Consider the following 14,426-nt stretch of genomic DNA (forward strand, 5'->3'; position numbering starts at 1 on the left):
CTGGAGAATCAAATGACTGCAGCAATCATCGCACCACCCAGAAAAGAATCACCCCTTCTGTTTGAGGGACTGACTTGGAGAGAGTTCAAAGCAGTTGAGCAATTGTTAGACCGTCCCGGATATCGACTTTCTTTCCTGGATGGAATTCTGGAGATACGACGAATGCCTGGAGAACCCCACGAAACCGTTAAGAAGAGAATTGCCGCATTGGTGGAACTGTACCTGCTGATGGCGGGGTTTGACTTTACTCCAACTGGCTCAATGACTCTGGAAAGTGAAACGGGAAAAGTCAAGCGAGAGGCGGATGAATCTTATAAACTTGCTCCTGGTCGCAGGCTACCCGATTTGGCGATCGAGATCGTGTTTTCCAGTGGTGGCATCAACCAACTGGAGGCATACAAGCGGCTGAACATAAAGGAAGTGTGGTTCTGGGAAGATGGATTGTTAGAGGTTTATCACCTCCGGGGAGAGGGCAATACACTTCATTATGAACAGGTTTCCAGTAGTGAGGAGGTGAAAGGGATCGATTTGGATTTGTTGTTGCGCTGCATCAATATGGTGAATCATGTTGATGCAGTTAAGAATTTTCAACAGGGACTCCAGAAATAGCTGGGAATAGGGGATTGCGCCTCCTTTTTCCACCTTTGTTGACATCTAAATATCCGCAAAAACCAATGGGGAATGGCAATGATGCAAGTTGTAATTGTGGGATCGGGGCCAACTGGTGCGGCACTTGCCTTGCTGCTGGTGAAACGAGGTATTGCCGTAACCTTGGTTGAGGCGGCAAAAGATGCCTACCGAGTGTTTCGCGGTGAAGCGTTAATGCCAAGCGGATTGGATGCGATCGCCCAAATGGGCTTATCCACAATCCTAGAAGGTGTTCCACATCGACAAATTGATGCCTGGGAGTTCATTGTGGGCGAGCGGCAACTATTTCGAGTTGATGAGCCAATGGGGTCAAATCGACCTTGTACGCTGGTATCGCAACCGCCCTTGCTAGAAACACTAATTTCAGAAGCTCAGTTGCATCCAGAGTTTGAATTTATCCCAGGTGTTCCCGTAAAAGATTTACTGTACAGCAACGATCGCATTGCGGGTGTAAAGCTAGGAGATGGGCGAGAGATTCTTGCTGCACTTGTGATTGGTACAGATGGTAGAAACTCGGTTGTACGACAACGTGCAGAATTAGAGTTAGTAAAACAGCATAAGAGTATAGATGTTCTGTGGTTTAAACTTGCCGCTCATCCTCGGTTTGTGGCGGATAATGTATTTTATTCCATCCTCAATGGCGGTAGCGGATTTAGTGTCTTTCATGGGGCAGAATCAGGAAAACTTCATCTGGCTTGGGTGCTATCGGCAGATGACAAAACGGATCGGAAACACACAGACTGGGCAGAAACTTTCGCATCGCGATCGCCTGCGTGGATGGCAGAACATTTCCGCAACTGTGCCGATACGATCGAATCTCCGATGCGATTGTCTGTTGTGGTTGGTCGCTGTCCGCGCTGGCATCGACCAGGAATCATACTTTTGGGGGATGCTGCACATCCCATGTCTCCGGTCCGCGCTCAAGGAATTAACATGGCGTTCCGCGATGTAATTGTTGCCGCCAATCACCTTGTACCTTTATTGAAAGCAGGGGCTAATTACGAGGATATTGACTTAGCATTATCGCGGATTCAGGCAGAACGCGAACCGGAGATTATTCGCGCCCAACAACTTCAAGCACAAGAAGCGTGGAAAGGCGAACAACTGCGAAAAAATGTATTTATACGTTTATTGATGATGCAAACGGCTCCGTTTTTGGGTGAAAAAATTAAACAATTTTGGGTAAAAGGACAGTATGAATTGCGCCAAGGAGTAACAGAGGTAAAATTGGTTGTGTGAAAATAGGAAATTCAAAATTAGGAGAAGATTTTATGCGATCGACAACAATCAAAGGACCGATCGGCACTATTCACATCATCGAAGCCAGCCCGCCTGTCACCGCTGGGGAGTCGGAACTGCTGCCGGTGGTGTTCGTACACGGTATGACGGTTTCTGCGAGCATCTGGGATGTACAGCTTGCCCGTGTCGCCCGTACCCGACGCGCGATCGCCCTTGATATGCGGGGACACGGTGATTCCGCACCGCCGGAGGACGGCAACTATGCGCCCGCCTCCTGTGCAGCGGATGTTTTCGCGGTACTCGATGGGCTGGGACTCGATCGAGTGGCGATCGTGGGACACAGTTTCGGTGCTTGTATTGCCCTCGCCACAGCCGCCGCACCGCACCGCATCGCGCAGTTGATCCTGGCAGACCCACCTGGAGACTTTACCAAGGTGCCTGCAGAGGTGCACGAGGCACGCATTGTCCCCTACCAGAGGGCTCTGGAGACGGAGGATTGGCGGGCTGCTGTGGAAACCAGCTTCAATGAGGCACTGACAGGAAGCACGGCCCAGACGCGCGATCGGATACTCGCTTGCTTGGCGGCGACTCCACAGGATTGTCTGTCTGGAATGTCTCGCGGGATGTTTGCCTTTGAAGCTGTTGATGCTCTCGATCGCTACCTAGCAGCCCCTGGAACACTAGCCCACGCGATTATTGCTCCCTCCAACACTTTTCCGTTCAGCCTCCACATCCTCCGTCCCACGCTGACGACAACTACGATCCCCGATACTGGACACTGGCTGATGCTGGATGCGCCAGAGGCCTTTGCTAGGGAACTTGATATCTGTTTGGAAGGTGTTTAATATAGATTTCGACAAAATCTGTTAGTTTTACCACAATTCATCGAGAGTTAAGTTGTGGGGGTTTTTGAGGATGAAGGCGTTGTTGTCTTTGATTAAGTCACCGCTACAGAGAATCGGTAAGCGTTCTTGATAAGCTTTAATCGCCAGGATATAATCTTTGTCTGCGAGTGAAGTTTGAATTTTCCGCAATTTGGCAACTACAAGGCCGAGGAGAGTAATTTCGCCACTTAATTTTTGGGTATTTGGGGTGTGAATTTGCATAACAATTCCCTGAATAGTCGTGTTGGGAATGCTGGTAAGTAGTTCGCTTAAAATTTCAATTTGAGGGCGATTTTCTGCGTTTTCTAGGGTTTGGATTGCCTCGCGGATGCGGGCTGCATAATCTCCCAGGTTTTCCCGGTTAGGTAGCAATATTTCAAATTCTTCTGCATCGGCTGTTGGTTTGTGCCAAAGTGTGGCATTATCTAAAAAAAGTTGGTCTTCATGCCAGCCGTGAGTTTGTAAGTAATTTCTCAGTTGATTTAGCTTGATTGTTTCGAGAGTTTGGCTATCTTTTACGGTGCTTTTCATGGTTGAACTCCTTGGCTAATTCCCTCCATAATTGACTGAAGGGCGGCGACTGTAAATTTGTGGGTTCTGGGGATGGCGACGGTGACAGCGTTTGTGTTTTGTGTTTTTGGCTTTCCCCGCAGCGAGATCCAATATCCGCAGTTTCTGATGCAGAGTTCTGTTTCCGACTGGGTTAACCAGTCTTCCGGTGTTTCGGGGATTAAAACGACAACTAAAATTCGGGGAATGGCGAAGTTATCCATTCTTAAGTCGTCGTAGTTTTTGAGCTTGAGGGGGTAGCGGATGGAGTTATCGTCTTGGATATCTCTTGATGTAGATTTTAACTGCAATTCTAAGCGAGGTGCTCTAATGGGGCCTGTCCCGCCTTTCGCAGCTACTCCCCAGTCTACGCTGTCATCGTCTACGGAAGGTGTGTAGAGGGAATAGCCGGCAACGGTAGTGACAGCTTGCAGGTAGATGTTGCTGAATTGTTCTTTTTGTTGGTTGATGTCCACTTTTTACGTAGCGATTATTCTTGTTAATCTATTTGGTAGGACATTATAGATAAATTCATATCATGTGGAGTGCCAAAAAATTATTAATTCCTTGAATCATCAGATCCACCTGGCTACGATTAAACTCATTAAAATTTCCGTGAGCTGCACTATTCCGAATATCAGCCCAAGCTCTAAGCTGCTTAGCTGTTAGTTCATTAAATACGTTATTTTTTTTCAAGGCCTCAATCAAAGGGGCAAGTGTTAGGGGTTTACCGTTATTATGGACTGTTGGTATGGACGGACTCTGCTTATCACAGAGAGTTCGTAGAGATTTCTCTAAAACAGCTCCCGCTAATACGGCTGCTGGTACATGGTCATATTGACCAGACTGACCCTCTGCTAACAACTGTTCTGCTTGGCCCATATAATCTGCAGCTATTGCAGTTTCTATCTCAAGTCCCAAATCTCCTAAAAAACCTTTTTGAAAGTCATCTTTAAATCCTTTTAACCGAGAAATGCGGGTATTCAATGTACCGGGAAGTATGGAAAGTCTTTCTCTTTTTTCATCCAATAATTTTCGATGAAAACTCCTTGAAGAAATGATTTGCTCTAGTAACGATAAATAGTTTACATTCCACCCCTCTAGTTTTTGTTGAGCTTCAAGTTCTTGTTGAGTTAACGGGCTAATTACTTCATCCAACGTGCCGAAGTGATGAGTGGGAATATCTTTAATAACTTTATAAATCCTTTCTCCTTCTTGTATAAGTTCATCAAACCGAGCGAGATATTTGCTGAAAACGTCAGGCGGTAGTGTCATTACAATGATGCCTCAAAAAAAAATCCGTATCTTTCACACGAAGCTTGCCCGAAAGAACCTTGCGGAGTAGGGTATCGCGAATGGCTCCAAGTGTGCGCGATTTTCGATAAGAGTTATCTTGACTTAGCACTCTGCAATTTTATCATTCCTCCTCAATTTTCACATCCACCGCTTCTAACTCAGCTTCCAACTGCTCAATCGCCGGCAAACATCCTTTCAAGAAAAGCTGTTTCTCAGTCAACAGCTAAATTGTCTATAAATTTTTCTCCCCATCCTCGCTGCTGTTGCCTGTTTAAAATATTCCGTCCAATTGACCAGTAAAGCAACACTAATTCGCAGTTAACAGAAAGTACGGCCCGCACTTGATATTGCACAATACGTTCCTTAAGTTCTCGCAAAAAATCATGATAATCTTCAGCAATTGACGAACTATCCGCCAGAACCCACCCTCTGCCGATTTTCCCGAATCATCGCCTCTAACTTGGCACTCTAGGCAAATTGCCTCTCCAACTTCGCCGTCAAATGCAGCATCTTCTCGTCCAAACCCTCCTCCTCCTCCAAGGCCTCCGCCTCCGCCCCCACATACCTCTCAGGAGTTAAAACATAACAGTTACCGTTTTGCTTTTTTGTTGCCTTTTGACTCCGCACAAGTGTTACAACTCTTCTGGAAAGTACATTTGCAGCAAATTTGCCCCGCCCTAACCCAACTAGCCTAACTTCTCTAGGACTTAGGTAAAAAGCACCTAAAGTATGATGCGAAACTAGGGCAAAACTCTTATTCTATAAATCGATCGGGCATTAAACCGATTATCCACAACCGCCAAGATTTCTTGCCAAAAATTAAATCTTTCCGGCGAAAAGTTGCTATTTAATGAATAAGACTTTACAATCCAGCAAGGTAAATGAAACTCTCAACGAGCAGCCCTGCAAGCACGAACCCGAAATGGGTCGCAAGTGCCAAAAAGCAGCAAAAGCTACCTTTTTTAAGTCTTTCAACAGCAAAGCATTGGCAAAAACACCAGGGATCGACGGTTGGCATCTTGGAACGAATGCTTTGCTAGCAATACTACAAATGTATCAAAACTTATCTGCCAAAATTTACCCCTAACAGATGCCTCGCTACAACTCTTGCTGCGTAAGGTTTCAGTTTCTAATTAGGCTGGTTTTATTGTCTTTAACTACTTGAGGATTCGATCGCATGGTTTCGATTTCTACTACTCAATCCGATGTGCTACCTTTGTCTGCGCCAACCGTAACTCCTGCAACCCAAAGCAGCGTGGCTGCTGCAACAGGGGTCTGCGTGACGGTTCACGGTCACTTTTACCAGCCGCCCCGGGAAAACCCTTATCTGGACGCGATCGAACGCCAAGCCAGCGCCTCTCCAGCCCACGACTGGAACGAACGCATTGACAACGAGTGCTACCGCCCCAACGCCTTTGCCCGCATAATCAACGATCGCGGCGAAGTCACGGGGATCGTCAACAACTACGAGTATATGAGCTTCAACATCGGGCCGACCCTGATGAGCTGGCTCGAACGCTACGACACGGAAGTCTACCAGCGGATTCTGGAAGCCGATCGCAAAAGCTGTCAGCGTCTCAACGGTCACGGCAACGCGATCGCCCAAGTATACAATCACATCATCATGCCGCTGGCTAACGAGCGAGACAAATACACCCAAATTCGCTGGGGGATCGCTGATTTTCGCTCCCGGTTCGATCGCGATCCCGAAGGAATGTGGCTCGCCGAAACTGCCGTAGACTACGCCACCCTCGAAGTTTTAGTCGCTGAAGGCATCCGCTTCATTGTCTTAGCCCCCTCCCAAGCCGAACGCTGCCGCCCGCTAATCGGGCAAAACCACGAAGGGGAACCAGGGCATAATTCCGAATGGCACGAAGTCGGCGGCGGCCAAATCGATCCGACTCGCCCGTACCGCTGCTATTTGAAGCCGGAAATGCGGTTAATGGCTGACCACCAACTCTCGCCGCTGAGCACTCACCATTTTGGTCGCAGACACTTCCAAAATTCCGAAGCTACACCTGCCAACACTCCCTATATTGATATCTTTTTCTACGACGGCCCGATCTCGCGGGATATGGGCTTCAATGACGTTCTCAGCAGCAGCCACCATTTGGTCGGGCGCTTGGGTCAAGCAGTACGGGGAGACCACCGACCGGCTCAATTAATCTGCGTGGCGACGGACGGCGAAACTTTCGGCCACCACAAAAACGGTACCGAAAAATGCCTCGCCTACGCCTTCACAGAAGAGTTTCCCCGTCGAGGCTGGACGGTGACGAATTTTGCTCATTATTTAAGTCAAAATCCTCCCACTTGGGAAGTGGAACTCAAACCCGTGACGGCCTGGAGTTGCTCTCACGGGGTCGATCGCTGGCAAGAAGATTGCGGCTGCGGCGGTGGCGGCGAGTGGAACCAAAAATGGCGCCGCCCTTTGCGGGATACTCTCAATTGGCTGCGCGATCGGCTGATTCCGATTTACGAAGAAGCGGGGCGCAAGCTGTTGTGCGATCCCTGGAAAGCCAGAGATGAATATATTTATGTCATCCGGGATCGATCGCCCGCTAACGTTGACAGTTTCCTCGAACGCCATCAAGTGCGCCCCCTCGATGCCGGAGAACAGGTGGACGCCCTGCGACTGCTGGAAATGCAGCGCCACACCCTGTTAATGTTCACTAGCTGCGGCTGGTTTTTTGAAGAAATTTCGCGGCCAGAAGGCGTGCAAATTCTGCGCTACGCGGCCCGGGCGCTGGAATTGGCGGGCGAAGTTACCGGCGTCCAGCTAGAAAAGGATTTTGTCGCTCAACTAGCCCTCGTACCCAGCAACGTTGACTATTTCAAAACAGGGGCCGAAGTTTACCGCAAACTTGTGGTGACAGCCCAAATTAGTCTCAGACAAGTGGCCGCCCACTACGCGATCAGTTCTCTGTTTGCCAAATATCCCCGCGAACAGCGAGTTTACTGCTATCAGGCCCAACAGCAAGATTTCCAAATTCAGCGCATGGGTTCGATGACTCTGGCTGTGGGTCAATTGCAGTTAACCTCGGAAATTACGCGGGAAACAGAGGTTTATGTGTTTGCTGCGTTCCACCTCGGCGGCTGGGACTTCCACTGCTGCATTCAGCCTTTTGGCAGCCGCCGGTCTTACACTATGCTCAAAGAGCGGTTGTTTGGAGTTATGCAAGAAGCTTCGGCAGCCCACGCAATTCTGGAAATGGTGCGGCTGTTTGGGGATCAGTCCTTTAGCTTGCGGGATTTGTTTGCTGAGGAACGCCACCGGATCGTGCAGTTGCTGAGTCAGGAAAATTTGACTCGGTTGGATCAGCTTTACACCCAGGTTTACCGCGAAAATTACGGGGTGATGATGGCGTTCCACCGCGACGAGCTGCCGGTGCCGGTAGAGTTGCAGGTTGCTGCTGAGGTGGCTTTGGGACACCGCTGTTTGACGGCTGCCAAAGCCCTGGAACTGGAAACGGAGGATGTGGAACCGCTGCTGGCCGAAATTGAGGCGATCGCCACTGAAAGCGGCCATCTCCGCTGTCGGTTGAACGTTCCCGAAGTCAAGCAAATTTTGGAAAAAATGGTTTGGCGATCGCTAGACGCGCTGCTGCAAGCAGGATCGGGCCCGGAGGATCGCTCGCCTGTCAAGTTAGAAACTGATATCCGCACGATCGAGCGTTTGATTGCTGTGGGCGATCGGCTGAGTCTGGGTTTGGGTCTGGATCGATCGCAGGAACTGTATTTCGATTCTCTGTACAGTCAAATTGTGCCTCTGTGTTTGGGCTGGCTGCAACTGCAAGATGCCTCGGCGGGCGACAGTGTGGTCGCTGCCGTTGCTTTGGGGATTGCAGGTTCTGGCGTCGGCTGGGACTTGCCTTCGATCCGTCAGTTGCTGGAGTTGGGCCGAACCTTGGCCGTTGATGTTGAGTGTTGGTTAAATCAGTTAAGTTGATCGTTTCTCGATTAGCCAAGGAAATCAATTCCCGCGCTTGAGAATCCGCCCGATCGGGCTTTAAATGCCGATCGGGCTTGCGGGATCGACCGAGGATCGATCGGCATGGATGCTTTCCGGGATCGCGGCTGGGGATCAAATCAGCGACAGGGAACCGCCAACTTTGTTTAAGTTTTCGCTCTACTTGTGGGAAGATAAGAAGACTGTCGGCAAAGCCTACAAGTGTTAAGCACCCGTAGGCTTTGCAGAGTTTTGAAGAGAGAACACTAAATATAAGTCTATGAAAGTTGGCGATCGCGTTTGCATTAAAAACTCTGTTGTTGTCTACCACCACCCTCAAAATCGCAGTCAACCATTTGATATTAAGGGTATGGAAGGAGAAATCGTGGCGATCGTTCACGAATGGCACGGCCGACCTGTCAGTGCCAATTGGCCGGTTCTAGTTCAGTTTGACAAAAAATTTCGAGCTCACCTGAAAGAGGATGAGGTCGAAGTGATCTCTTCGGAAGTCTAGCTGTCTCAAAAGTTGAAGCCGGAGGCAAAAGACAATATCAAATCCGGTCTGTCGATTTTAGATTTTAGATTTTAGATTTACTCCACAGATGAATCTGGAAGCTTGAACTAGAGTCTAAAATTTTGCGCCGGTGACTCCTGTCGTTCGCAACTATCCGTTTTTGGGCGGGAGTCATATAGCTGTTGTACAGTTTGTAGTGAGGACTTCAGTTTTTTCTATAGCTTTTAGTCGATCGGCCGGACTAAAGTCCTTACTACCAACCATCTTTTTTATTTAATCATTAATTTTTCGACCGTCCGCGGCTGAACCAACCGAAGATATTCAAATCTCCCTGCATTTTCTGCAATTCCTGCTGATGCTGCTTGGCTGTAGCGTAATACCACTGGCAGTGAAGTTCTAGTTCTTGACGGTACTTAATTTCATCGTAAAACTCCCGGACAATTTGGTGTCTCTGAAAAATTTCGGCCGCGGGAGTCGGTTCTGGGGCAATGTTTTGCAACTCGTGGGGCAGCATGATTGTTTGGGGGCGACTGTGGCTAATATTTGCTGTAATGACTTTAAGCTAGCACACTCAATCAATTTTGGATTTTAGATTTTAGATTTTAGATTTTAGATCGTATCCGTTTGATTTGGAATCTTATCTGATGAAGTTTTGTAGGGGCCGGTTCGCCCAGATATTTGATAAGTATAGACAAATTATATAAACCCGCCCCACCCCTATAATTGCGATGCAACCGAATTTGATATTAGTTTAAATTCTTCAATCTAAAATCCAAAATCTAAAATCTAAAATTATGTTAAAGCCATCCCCGCAGACGATAAACGATTAAGCCGAGGTATTCTTTCAAAGCTTTAGTTGACTGGTTTAACTGATAGGTGTCCGGCAATAAATCCAGTGCGACCGCTTGCCAATTGCTTTGGGATGCTGCGATATCCTGTTGCGTTATCTGAAAGTCTGTTGGTGCGGCAATTGCTTTTATTCCTTGACGCTTGAAAATTAAAAGCGATCGAGTCATGTGCATCGCCGATGTCACTAGCAAAACCGGCCCTTTTATAGCTTTAGCATCTAAAATTTTTCGCACGTTGACAGCATTTTGATAGGTGTTGTGTGAATCGGGGTCTTGCAGAATTGCTGATGCCGGTACACCCATTGTTTGGGCAATTTCTGCCATGTCTGCCGATTCGGGAGACCCCCCACCTTTCCAATCTATTCTACCGCCGCTGAGAATTAACAGGGAAGCTTTGCCTTGCTTGTAAAGTCGGGAACCGTAGATTATTCGATCGCCCGCTTCCGCTAATTCTACCCAAGGACGGGGAGGTAAAGCTGCTTTGACACCGCCGCCCAAGACGATTATCGCTTCAGCTTGGGGGAGTTCGGCGGTTGGTAAGTTTTGCCATTCGAGCGATCGAACTAACGATTTTGAAACCCAACCGCTACTTCCGAGCAGTAAAATAATTAGAGCCATAGCAATTGGTGCAGCCACCCATTTGGGACGCTTCCAAAGTGTGATTAAAGCCGCCATCATTAACAGGCAACTCAACCCCAAAGGATAAATAAACAGCGGCAGGAGTTTCGATAGAAATACAAACATTAAGCAAGTAATTCAAATTGCTCGTTAGCGGGAAGGGGTAATGGGCGGTAATCGATAATCGGTAATTAGTAATTTAGGTGGCGGGAGTTGTTAATTTTTAGTATTGAGTTTTGAATTCTGAACTCTTTAACTTCAAACCGCGCAGCGTTGCGAGGAAAGAAGCAATCTCAATACTCAAAACTCTTTTCGGTGCTAGCGGCGATCCTCTGGCCCTGACAACCAGCCAAACAATGTAGCAGCATCACTCCTAGAGGTTTTGCTATATTTATGCCCGTCCGTTTGCACTACGTCTTTATTGAGGATAGCATCCGAGGTTTTATCCTTGGAATTTAAATTCGGGTTGAGTATTAATTCGTTGTGCCACCAAGCGACAACTAAACCTGCTGCCACGCCGCCCATGACACCAAAGCCGAGACTCAGGGGCAGCGTACATCCTACTAAGCGAAACCCAACGGTAAACAACACAAACCATATCAGCGCGGGGCTAAACCCCTTGGAGTCTCCGGTAAATTTTGGCATGAGCTGCAACTTTTATTTGTAATCACACAGAAAGATATTTACAATATTAGCAGACAATCAAATTGCCAAGGGCGATCGATCTACAACTACTCCCTACAAATCAAGTTTAATTCTACCTCTAAGTCTTGCGCGGTATCTACAACGTTTACAGAAATTTGTTCTTTTTCTGTAAAAGGTTCAAAAGCTGCTTGCTGCGAACTCAATAGTTCTGCTGTCGCGTCGGCAATATCGCCCCGGCGCTGTTGCAGCCGTTCTCGCAATACTTCAATTGGTGCGGTGCAGTAAACGATTTGCAGGGGCAAGCGGTGGGATTGAGCCCGATCGATCGCATCCGTTCTCAAGTTTTGGCGATCGAACTTAGCATCTAAAATCACATCCCAACCTCGGTCAGTCAGAATTCTCCCCAACTCTAACAATCTACCATAAGTCTGCGCGGTCATTTCATCCGAGTACAAATCTTGTCCGCCGCGTTCATTTAAAGAAATCCCGCCTAAATGTTTGCGAACAGCATCGGATCGAATATGAATTGCCCCAGTGCGCCGAGCCAAATATCGAGCTGCTGTACTCTTGCCAGAACCCGACAAACCAGACATCAAAATTAACTTGCCTTGGCGCGGTTGTGTGTATTGCCAAGCCAGTTTATAGTAATGAGCTGCTGTCTGTGAAATCTCTGCTTTTTCGGCAGTTGAAATAGCAGCATCGTCCAACATTAACGAAGTTACTTTTGCTCTAACATAAGCTTGACGGCTCAAATACAGAGGCAACAGTTGCAGTCCTTCCCAATCCCCTGTTTGTTCGATGTAAGTATTGAGAAAAGCATTGCCCAAGTCTCTGCGCCCCCGCGATTCCAAATCCATTACTGTAAAAGCGACATCGTACATGACATCAACAAAGCGAAAATCCTCGTTAAATTCAATGCAGTCGAACAGCAATATTTTATCTTGCCAGAATGCTATATTCCGCAAGTGCAAATCTCCGTGGCACTCGCGAATTTTATTATTGGCAATCCGCCGGCCAAATAATTCTTGATTTTTTTCAAAAAACGCATCTGTATAATCTTTAGTTTCCTGAAATTGTACCTGAGTCTGCGGCCCGCCGATATATTTTTGCGAAATCAGGTAATTGTTCTCTATAGCTTTGCGAATCTGATTGACTTCGCCAAATCTGCGAATGTAGCTATTACTAATTGCCGTGCTGTGAAACTTGGCTACTTCCCGCCCTAAGTCTGCCATAAGTTGCTCGGTCAACAGTCCGTGTTCCAACAAACTAAGCAACAGCGAATCTTGAGGAAACTCCCGCATTTTAAGTGCGTATTCTACAACAACTTCAGCCGGAGTTATAGCAGGTAAGTTCCTGCCCAATTGGAACGAATCGCCGCTTTGAATAATGGGCAGAACTTCTAGATAGATTTCCGGTACAGTGCGTCGGTTCATCAGCAATTCTTGGGTGCAGAAATGCTGCCTTTTCTCCAAGGTTGAATAGTCGAAAAAGCCAAAATTGACGGGTTTCTTGATTTTGTAAGTATAATCTCCTGTCAGCAAAACAAAGGAAGCGTGAGTCTGAATTAGCTGCACTGGTTCTGTCACCCCGTGCGGGTAAAAGCCTGGCTGCAACATTTGCTGAATCAGAGGTGGGAGACAAGTCATAGCGATTTTAGATTTTGGATTTTAGATTTTAGATTGGGGATTTTGGATTTTGAATTTTAGATTTTAAGTTGGGGACTTTAGATTGGGAGTGGGGACGTTGACTTTAATCCGATTTATTATAGAGTTGATAGTTAGTGTAAAAAAAAGCAGCGATGACAGAAAATAATCAAGAATCTGGTTCCGTGGATGTGTTTGGCGTGGGAAATGCCCTAGTGGACATCCTAGCATTGGTAGAAGATGAATTTGTACTCGGCCATGGGCTGAATCGCGGCGGGATGACGCTGATGAATTCGGAAACGCAGGGGGGGATTTTGCACGATTTAGAGCACAATTCGCTGCAAATGCGATCGGGCGGTTCGGCAGCAAATACGATGATTGGTTTGGCTCAGAGCGGCGGTAAAGCGTATTATTCGGGGAAGGTTGCTAAGGATACTAACGGGGAATTTTATCGGCAAGATTTGCTGGCGGCGGGGATTGATTTTAACGTGCATCCTGCTGCTGAGTCGAACGAGCCTACGGGTACTTGTGTAGTGCTGACTACGCCGGATGCGGAACGCACGATGTGTACTAATTTGGGTGTTTCTACTACTCTGGCGGCGAGTGATATTGATGTCGATCGACTGGCTCACTGCAAGTACAGTTATGTTGAGGGCTATCTTTGGGATGCTGCAGATCCGAGAAAGGCTAGCATTGAGACGATGGAACAGTCTAAGCGTCTTGGTGTGAAGGTGGCTTTTACTTTTTCGGATGGCTTTTTAGTCGATCGATTTGCTGATGATTTTCACAAGGTGGTTTCGGAATATTGCGATGTAATTTTTTGCAATGCTGATGAAGTTCGGAGCTTTTTTAAGGAAGAATCTCTGGAAGAGTGCGCTCGGAAAATGAGCGAGATTTCGGATTTGGCTTTTATCACTAATGGGGAAAAAGGCTGCATGGTGGTGGAGAACAAACAGATTGTTGATGTGGCTGGATTTCCGGTAAAGGCGATCGATTCTGTGGGTGCTGGAGATGCTTTTGCTGGCGGTGTTTTGTTTGGAATTACTAACGGTTTGAGTTCTGTACAAGCGGCTCGCTGGGGCAATTTCTTGGCTTCTAGCGTGGTGCAGATTCATGGGCCTCGGCTTGAGGGTTCTCAGGCTCATCTTTTGAGTGAGGTGATTTCTGGTTAGGAATTGAAAGGGGCGATCGCACTTTTTGTGTTAAGGGCGATCGCTCTTTTTTGAACCGCAGATGAAGCCAGATGGATGAGGAGGGAAGAAAGGGCGATCGCACTTTTGTGTTAAGGGCGATCGCACTTTTTTGAACCAGATGAAAACTGACACGAAAAAGCCGATCGCTATTGCTAAAATAAAATTTAACGACAGTTTATTTATCACCAGATTATGACTATAGCAATCCTAAATGATTTTCTATGTGTAAGTGTACTGATGAATTTTGGCGAAATCAAATTTATGTTCCTTAGTGAAGAACTCTCTCCAAAAAATTGATAATCTTAAAAGACCTACATAAATACCATTAGACCTCTTGCAAAATAATTTTATGCTATAATCAAGGGTTTGCCTTAAGTGGAGCAGATTGCAGGTTATAGCTAAT

General features: G+C 47.2%; 17 protein-coding genes. 8 read left to right on the plus strand and 9 right to left on the minus strand.

Annotated elements, in window-relative coordinates:
• Positions 1-12 precede the first annotated feature (12 nt).
• From QUA54_RS30085 to QUA54_RS30095, 3 genes are all read left to right on the plus strand, one after another.
• Positions 13-609 carry a Uma2 family endonuclease gene (locus tag QUA54_RS30085; protein WP_333418210.1) on the plus strand — a complete coding sequence of 199 codons (597 nt, stop codon included), beginning with the start codon at positions 13-15 and terminating at the stop codon, positions 607-609.
• A gap of 78 nt (positions 610-687) precedes the next feature.
• The gene (locus QUA54_RS30090; RefSeq protein WP_333418212.1) at positions 688-1,887 is read left to right on the plus strand and encodes an FAD-dependent monooxygenase; all 1,200 of its coding nucleotides are present in this window, start codon (positions 688-690) and stop codon (positions 1,885-1,887) included.
• A 32-nt stretch (positions 1,888-1,919) separates the two neighbouring features.
• Complete coding sequence (locus QUA54_RS30095; RefSeq protein ID WP_333418214.1) at positions 1,920-2,732, plus strand: alpha/beta hydrolase; 813 nt, start codon at positions 1,920-1,922, stop codon at positions 2,730-2,732.
• Between the two features lie 27 nt (positions 2,733-2,759).
• Here the strand turns inward: QUA54_RS30095 and QUA54_RS30100 are convergent, their stop codons facing one another.
• From QUA54_RS30100 to QUA54_RS30115, 4 genes are all read right to left on the minus strand, one after another.
• Entirely contained in the window at positions 2,760-3,302 is a 543-nt protein-coding gene (locus QUA54_RS30100; RefSeq protein ID WP_333418215.1) for a hypothetical protein, read from the minus strand.
• Entirely contained in the window at positions 3,299-3,796 is a 498-nt protein-coding gene (locus QUA54_RS30105; RefSeq protein ID WP_333418217.1) for a DUF4365 domain-containing protein, read from the minus strand. The genes QUA54_RS30100 and QUA54_RS30105 overlap by 4 nt, the downstream gene beginning before the upstream one ends.
• Positions 3,797-3,851: 55 nt before the next feature.
• Complete coding sequence (locus QUA54_RS30110) at positions 3,852-4,595, minus strand: DUF4145 domain-containing protein (RefSeq protein ID WP_333418219.1); 744 nt, start codon at positions 4,593-4,595, stop codon at positions 3,852-3,854.
• A gap of 233 nt (positions 4,596-4,828) precedes the next feature.
• Positions 4,829-4,969 carry a DUF1016 N-terminal domain-containing protein gene (locus QUA54_RS30115; protein ID WP_333418221.1) on the minus strand — a complete coding sequence of 47 codons (141 nt, stop codon included), beginning with the start codon at positions 4,967-4,969 and terminating at the stop codon, positions 4,829-4,831.
• Between the two features lie 497 nt (positions 4,970-5,466).
• On the opposite strand from QUA54_RS30115, the gene QUA54_RS30120 reads away from it, so the two are divergent.
• The 4 genes from QUA54_RS30120 to QUA54_RS30135 all read left to right on the plus strand — a co-directional run bounded on the left by QUA54_RS30120 (position 5,467) and on the right by QUA54_RS30135 (position 9,076).
• Positions 5,467-5,703, plus strand: coding sequence for a hypothetical protein (locus QUA54_RS30120; protein ID WP_172186610.1), 237 nt, complete (start codon positions 5,467-5,469; stop codon positions 5,701-5,703).
• A gap of 90 nt (positions 5,704-5,793) precedes the next feature.
• The gene (locus tag QUA54_RS30125) at positions 5,794-8,562 is read left to right on the plus strand and encodes a DUF3536 domain-containing protein (RefSeq protein WP_333418223.1); all 2,769 of its coding nucleotides are present in this window, start codon (positions 5,794-5,796) and stop codon (positions 8,560-8,562) included.
• 64 nt (positions 8,563-8,626) lie between these two features.
• Entirely contained in the window at positions 8,627-8,791 is a 165-nt protein-coding gene (locus QUA54_RS30130) for a hypothetical protein (RefSeq protein WP_333418224.1), read from the plus strand.
• A gap of 51 nt (positions 8,792-8,842) precedes the next feature.
• Positions 8,843-9,076, plus strand: coding sequence for a ferredoxin-thioredoxin reductase variable chain (locus QUA54_RS30135; RefSeq protein WP_333201732.1), 234 nt, complete (start codon positions 8,843-8,845; stop codon positions 9,074-9,076).
• Between the two features lie 280 nt (positions 9,077-9,356).
• Here the strand turns inward: QUA54_RS30135 and QUA54_RS30140 are convergent, their stop codons facing one another.
• From QUA54_RS30140 to QUA54_RS30155, 4 genes are all read right to left on the minus strand, one after another.
• Entirely contained in the window at positions 9,357-9,590 is a 234-nt protein-coding gene (locus QUA54_RS30140; RefSeq protein ID WP_172186607.1) for a hypothetical protein, read from the minus strand.
• A 283-nt stretch (positions 9,591-9,873) separates the two neighbouring features.
• Entirely contained in the window at positions 9,874-10,668 is a 795-nt protein-coding gene (locus QUA54_RS30145) for a YdcF family protein (protein ID WP_333418226.1), read from the minus strand.
• Positions 10,669-10,860: 192 nt separating this feature from the next.
• A complete protein-coding gene (locus QUA54_RS30150) occupies positions 10,861-11,187 on the minus strand; it encodes a hypothetical protein (protein ID WP_333187303.1) in 327 nt (108 codons plus the stop codon).
• A gap of 86 nt (positions 11,188-11,273) precedes the next feature.
• Positions 11,274-12,833 carry an AAA family ATPase gene (locus QUA54_RS30155; protein ID WP_333418228.1) on the minus strand — a complete coding sequence of 520 codons (1,560 nt, stop codon included), beginning with the start codon at positions 12,831-12,833 and terminating at the stop codon, positions 11,274-11,276.
• A gap of 152 nt (positions 12,834-12,985) precedes the next feature.
• Between QUA54_RS30155 and QUA54_RS30160 the strand changes: the two genes are divergently transcribed.
• The gene (locus tag QUA54_RS30160; protein WP_333418231.1) at positions 12,986-14,002 is read left to right on the plus strand and encodes an adenosine kinase; all 1,017 of its coding nucleotides are present in this window, start codon (positions 12,986-12,988) and stop codon (positions 14,000-14,002) included.
• A gap of 30 nt (positions 14,003-14,032) precedes the next feature.
• Here the strand turns inward: QUA54_RS30160 and QUA54_RS30165 are convergent, their stop codons facing one another.
• Positions 14,033-14,209 (minus strand): hypothetical protein, encoded by a 177-nt coding sequence (locus QUA54_RS30165; RefSeq protein ID WP_333418233.1) that lies wholly within the window; start codon positions 14,207-14,209, stop codon positions 14,033-14,035.
• Between the last annotated feature and the right edge of the window lie 217 nt (positions 14,210-14,426).

The sequence above is a fragment of the Microcoleus sp. MOSTC5 genome (assembly GCF_036701825.1).
Classification (GTDB): Bacteria; Cyanobacteriota; Cyanobacteriia; order Cyanobacteriales; family Microcoleaceae; genus Microcoleus; species Microcoleus asticus.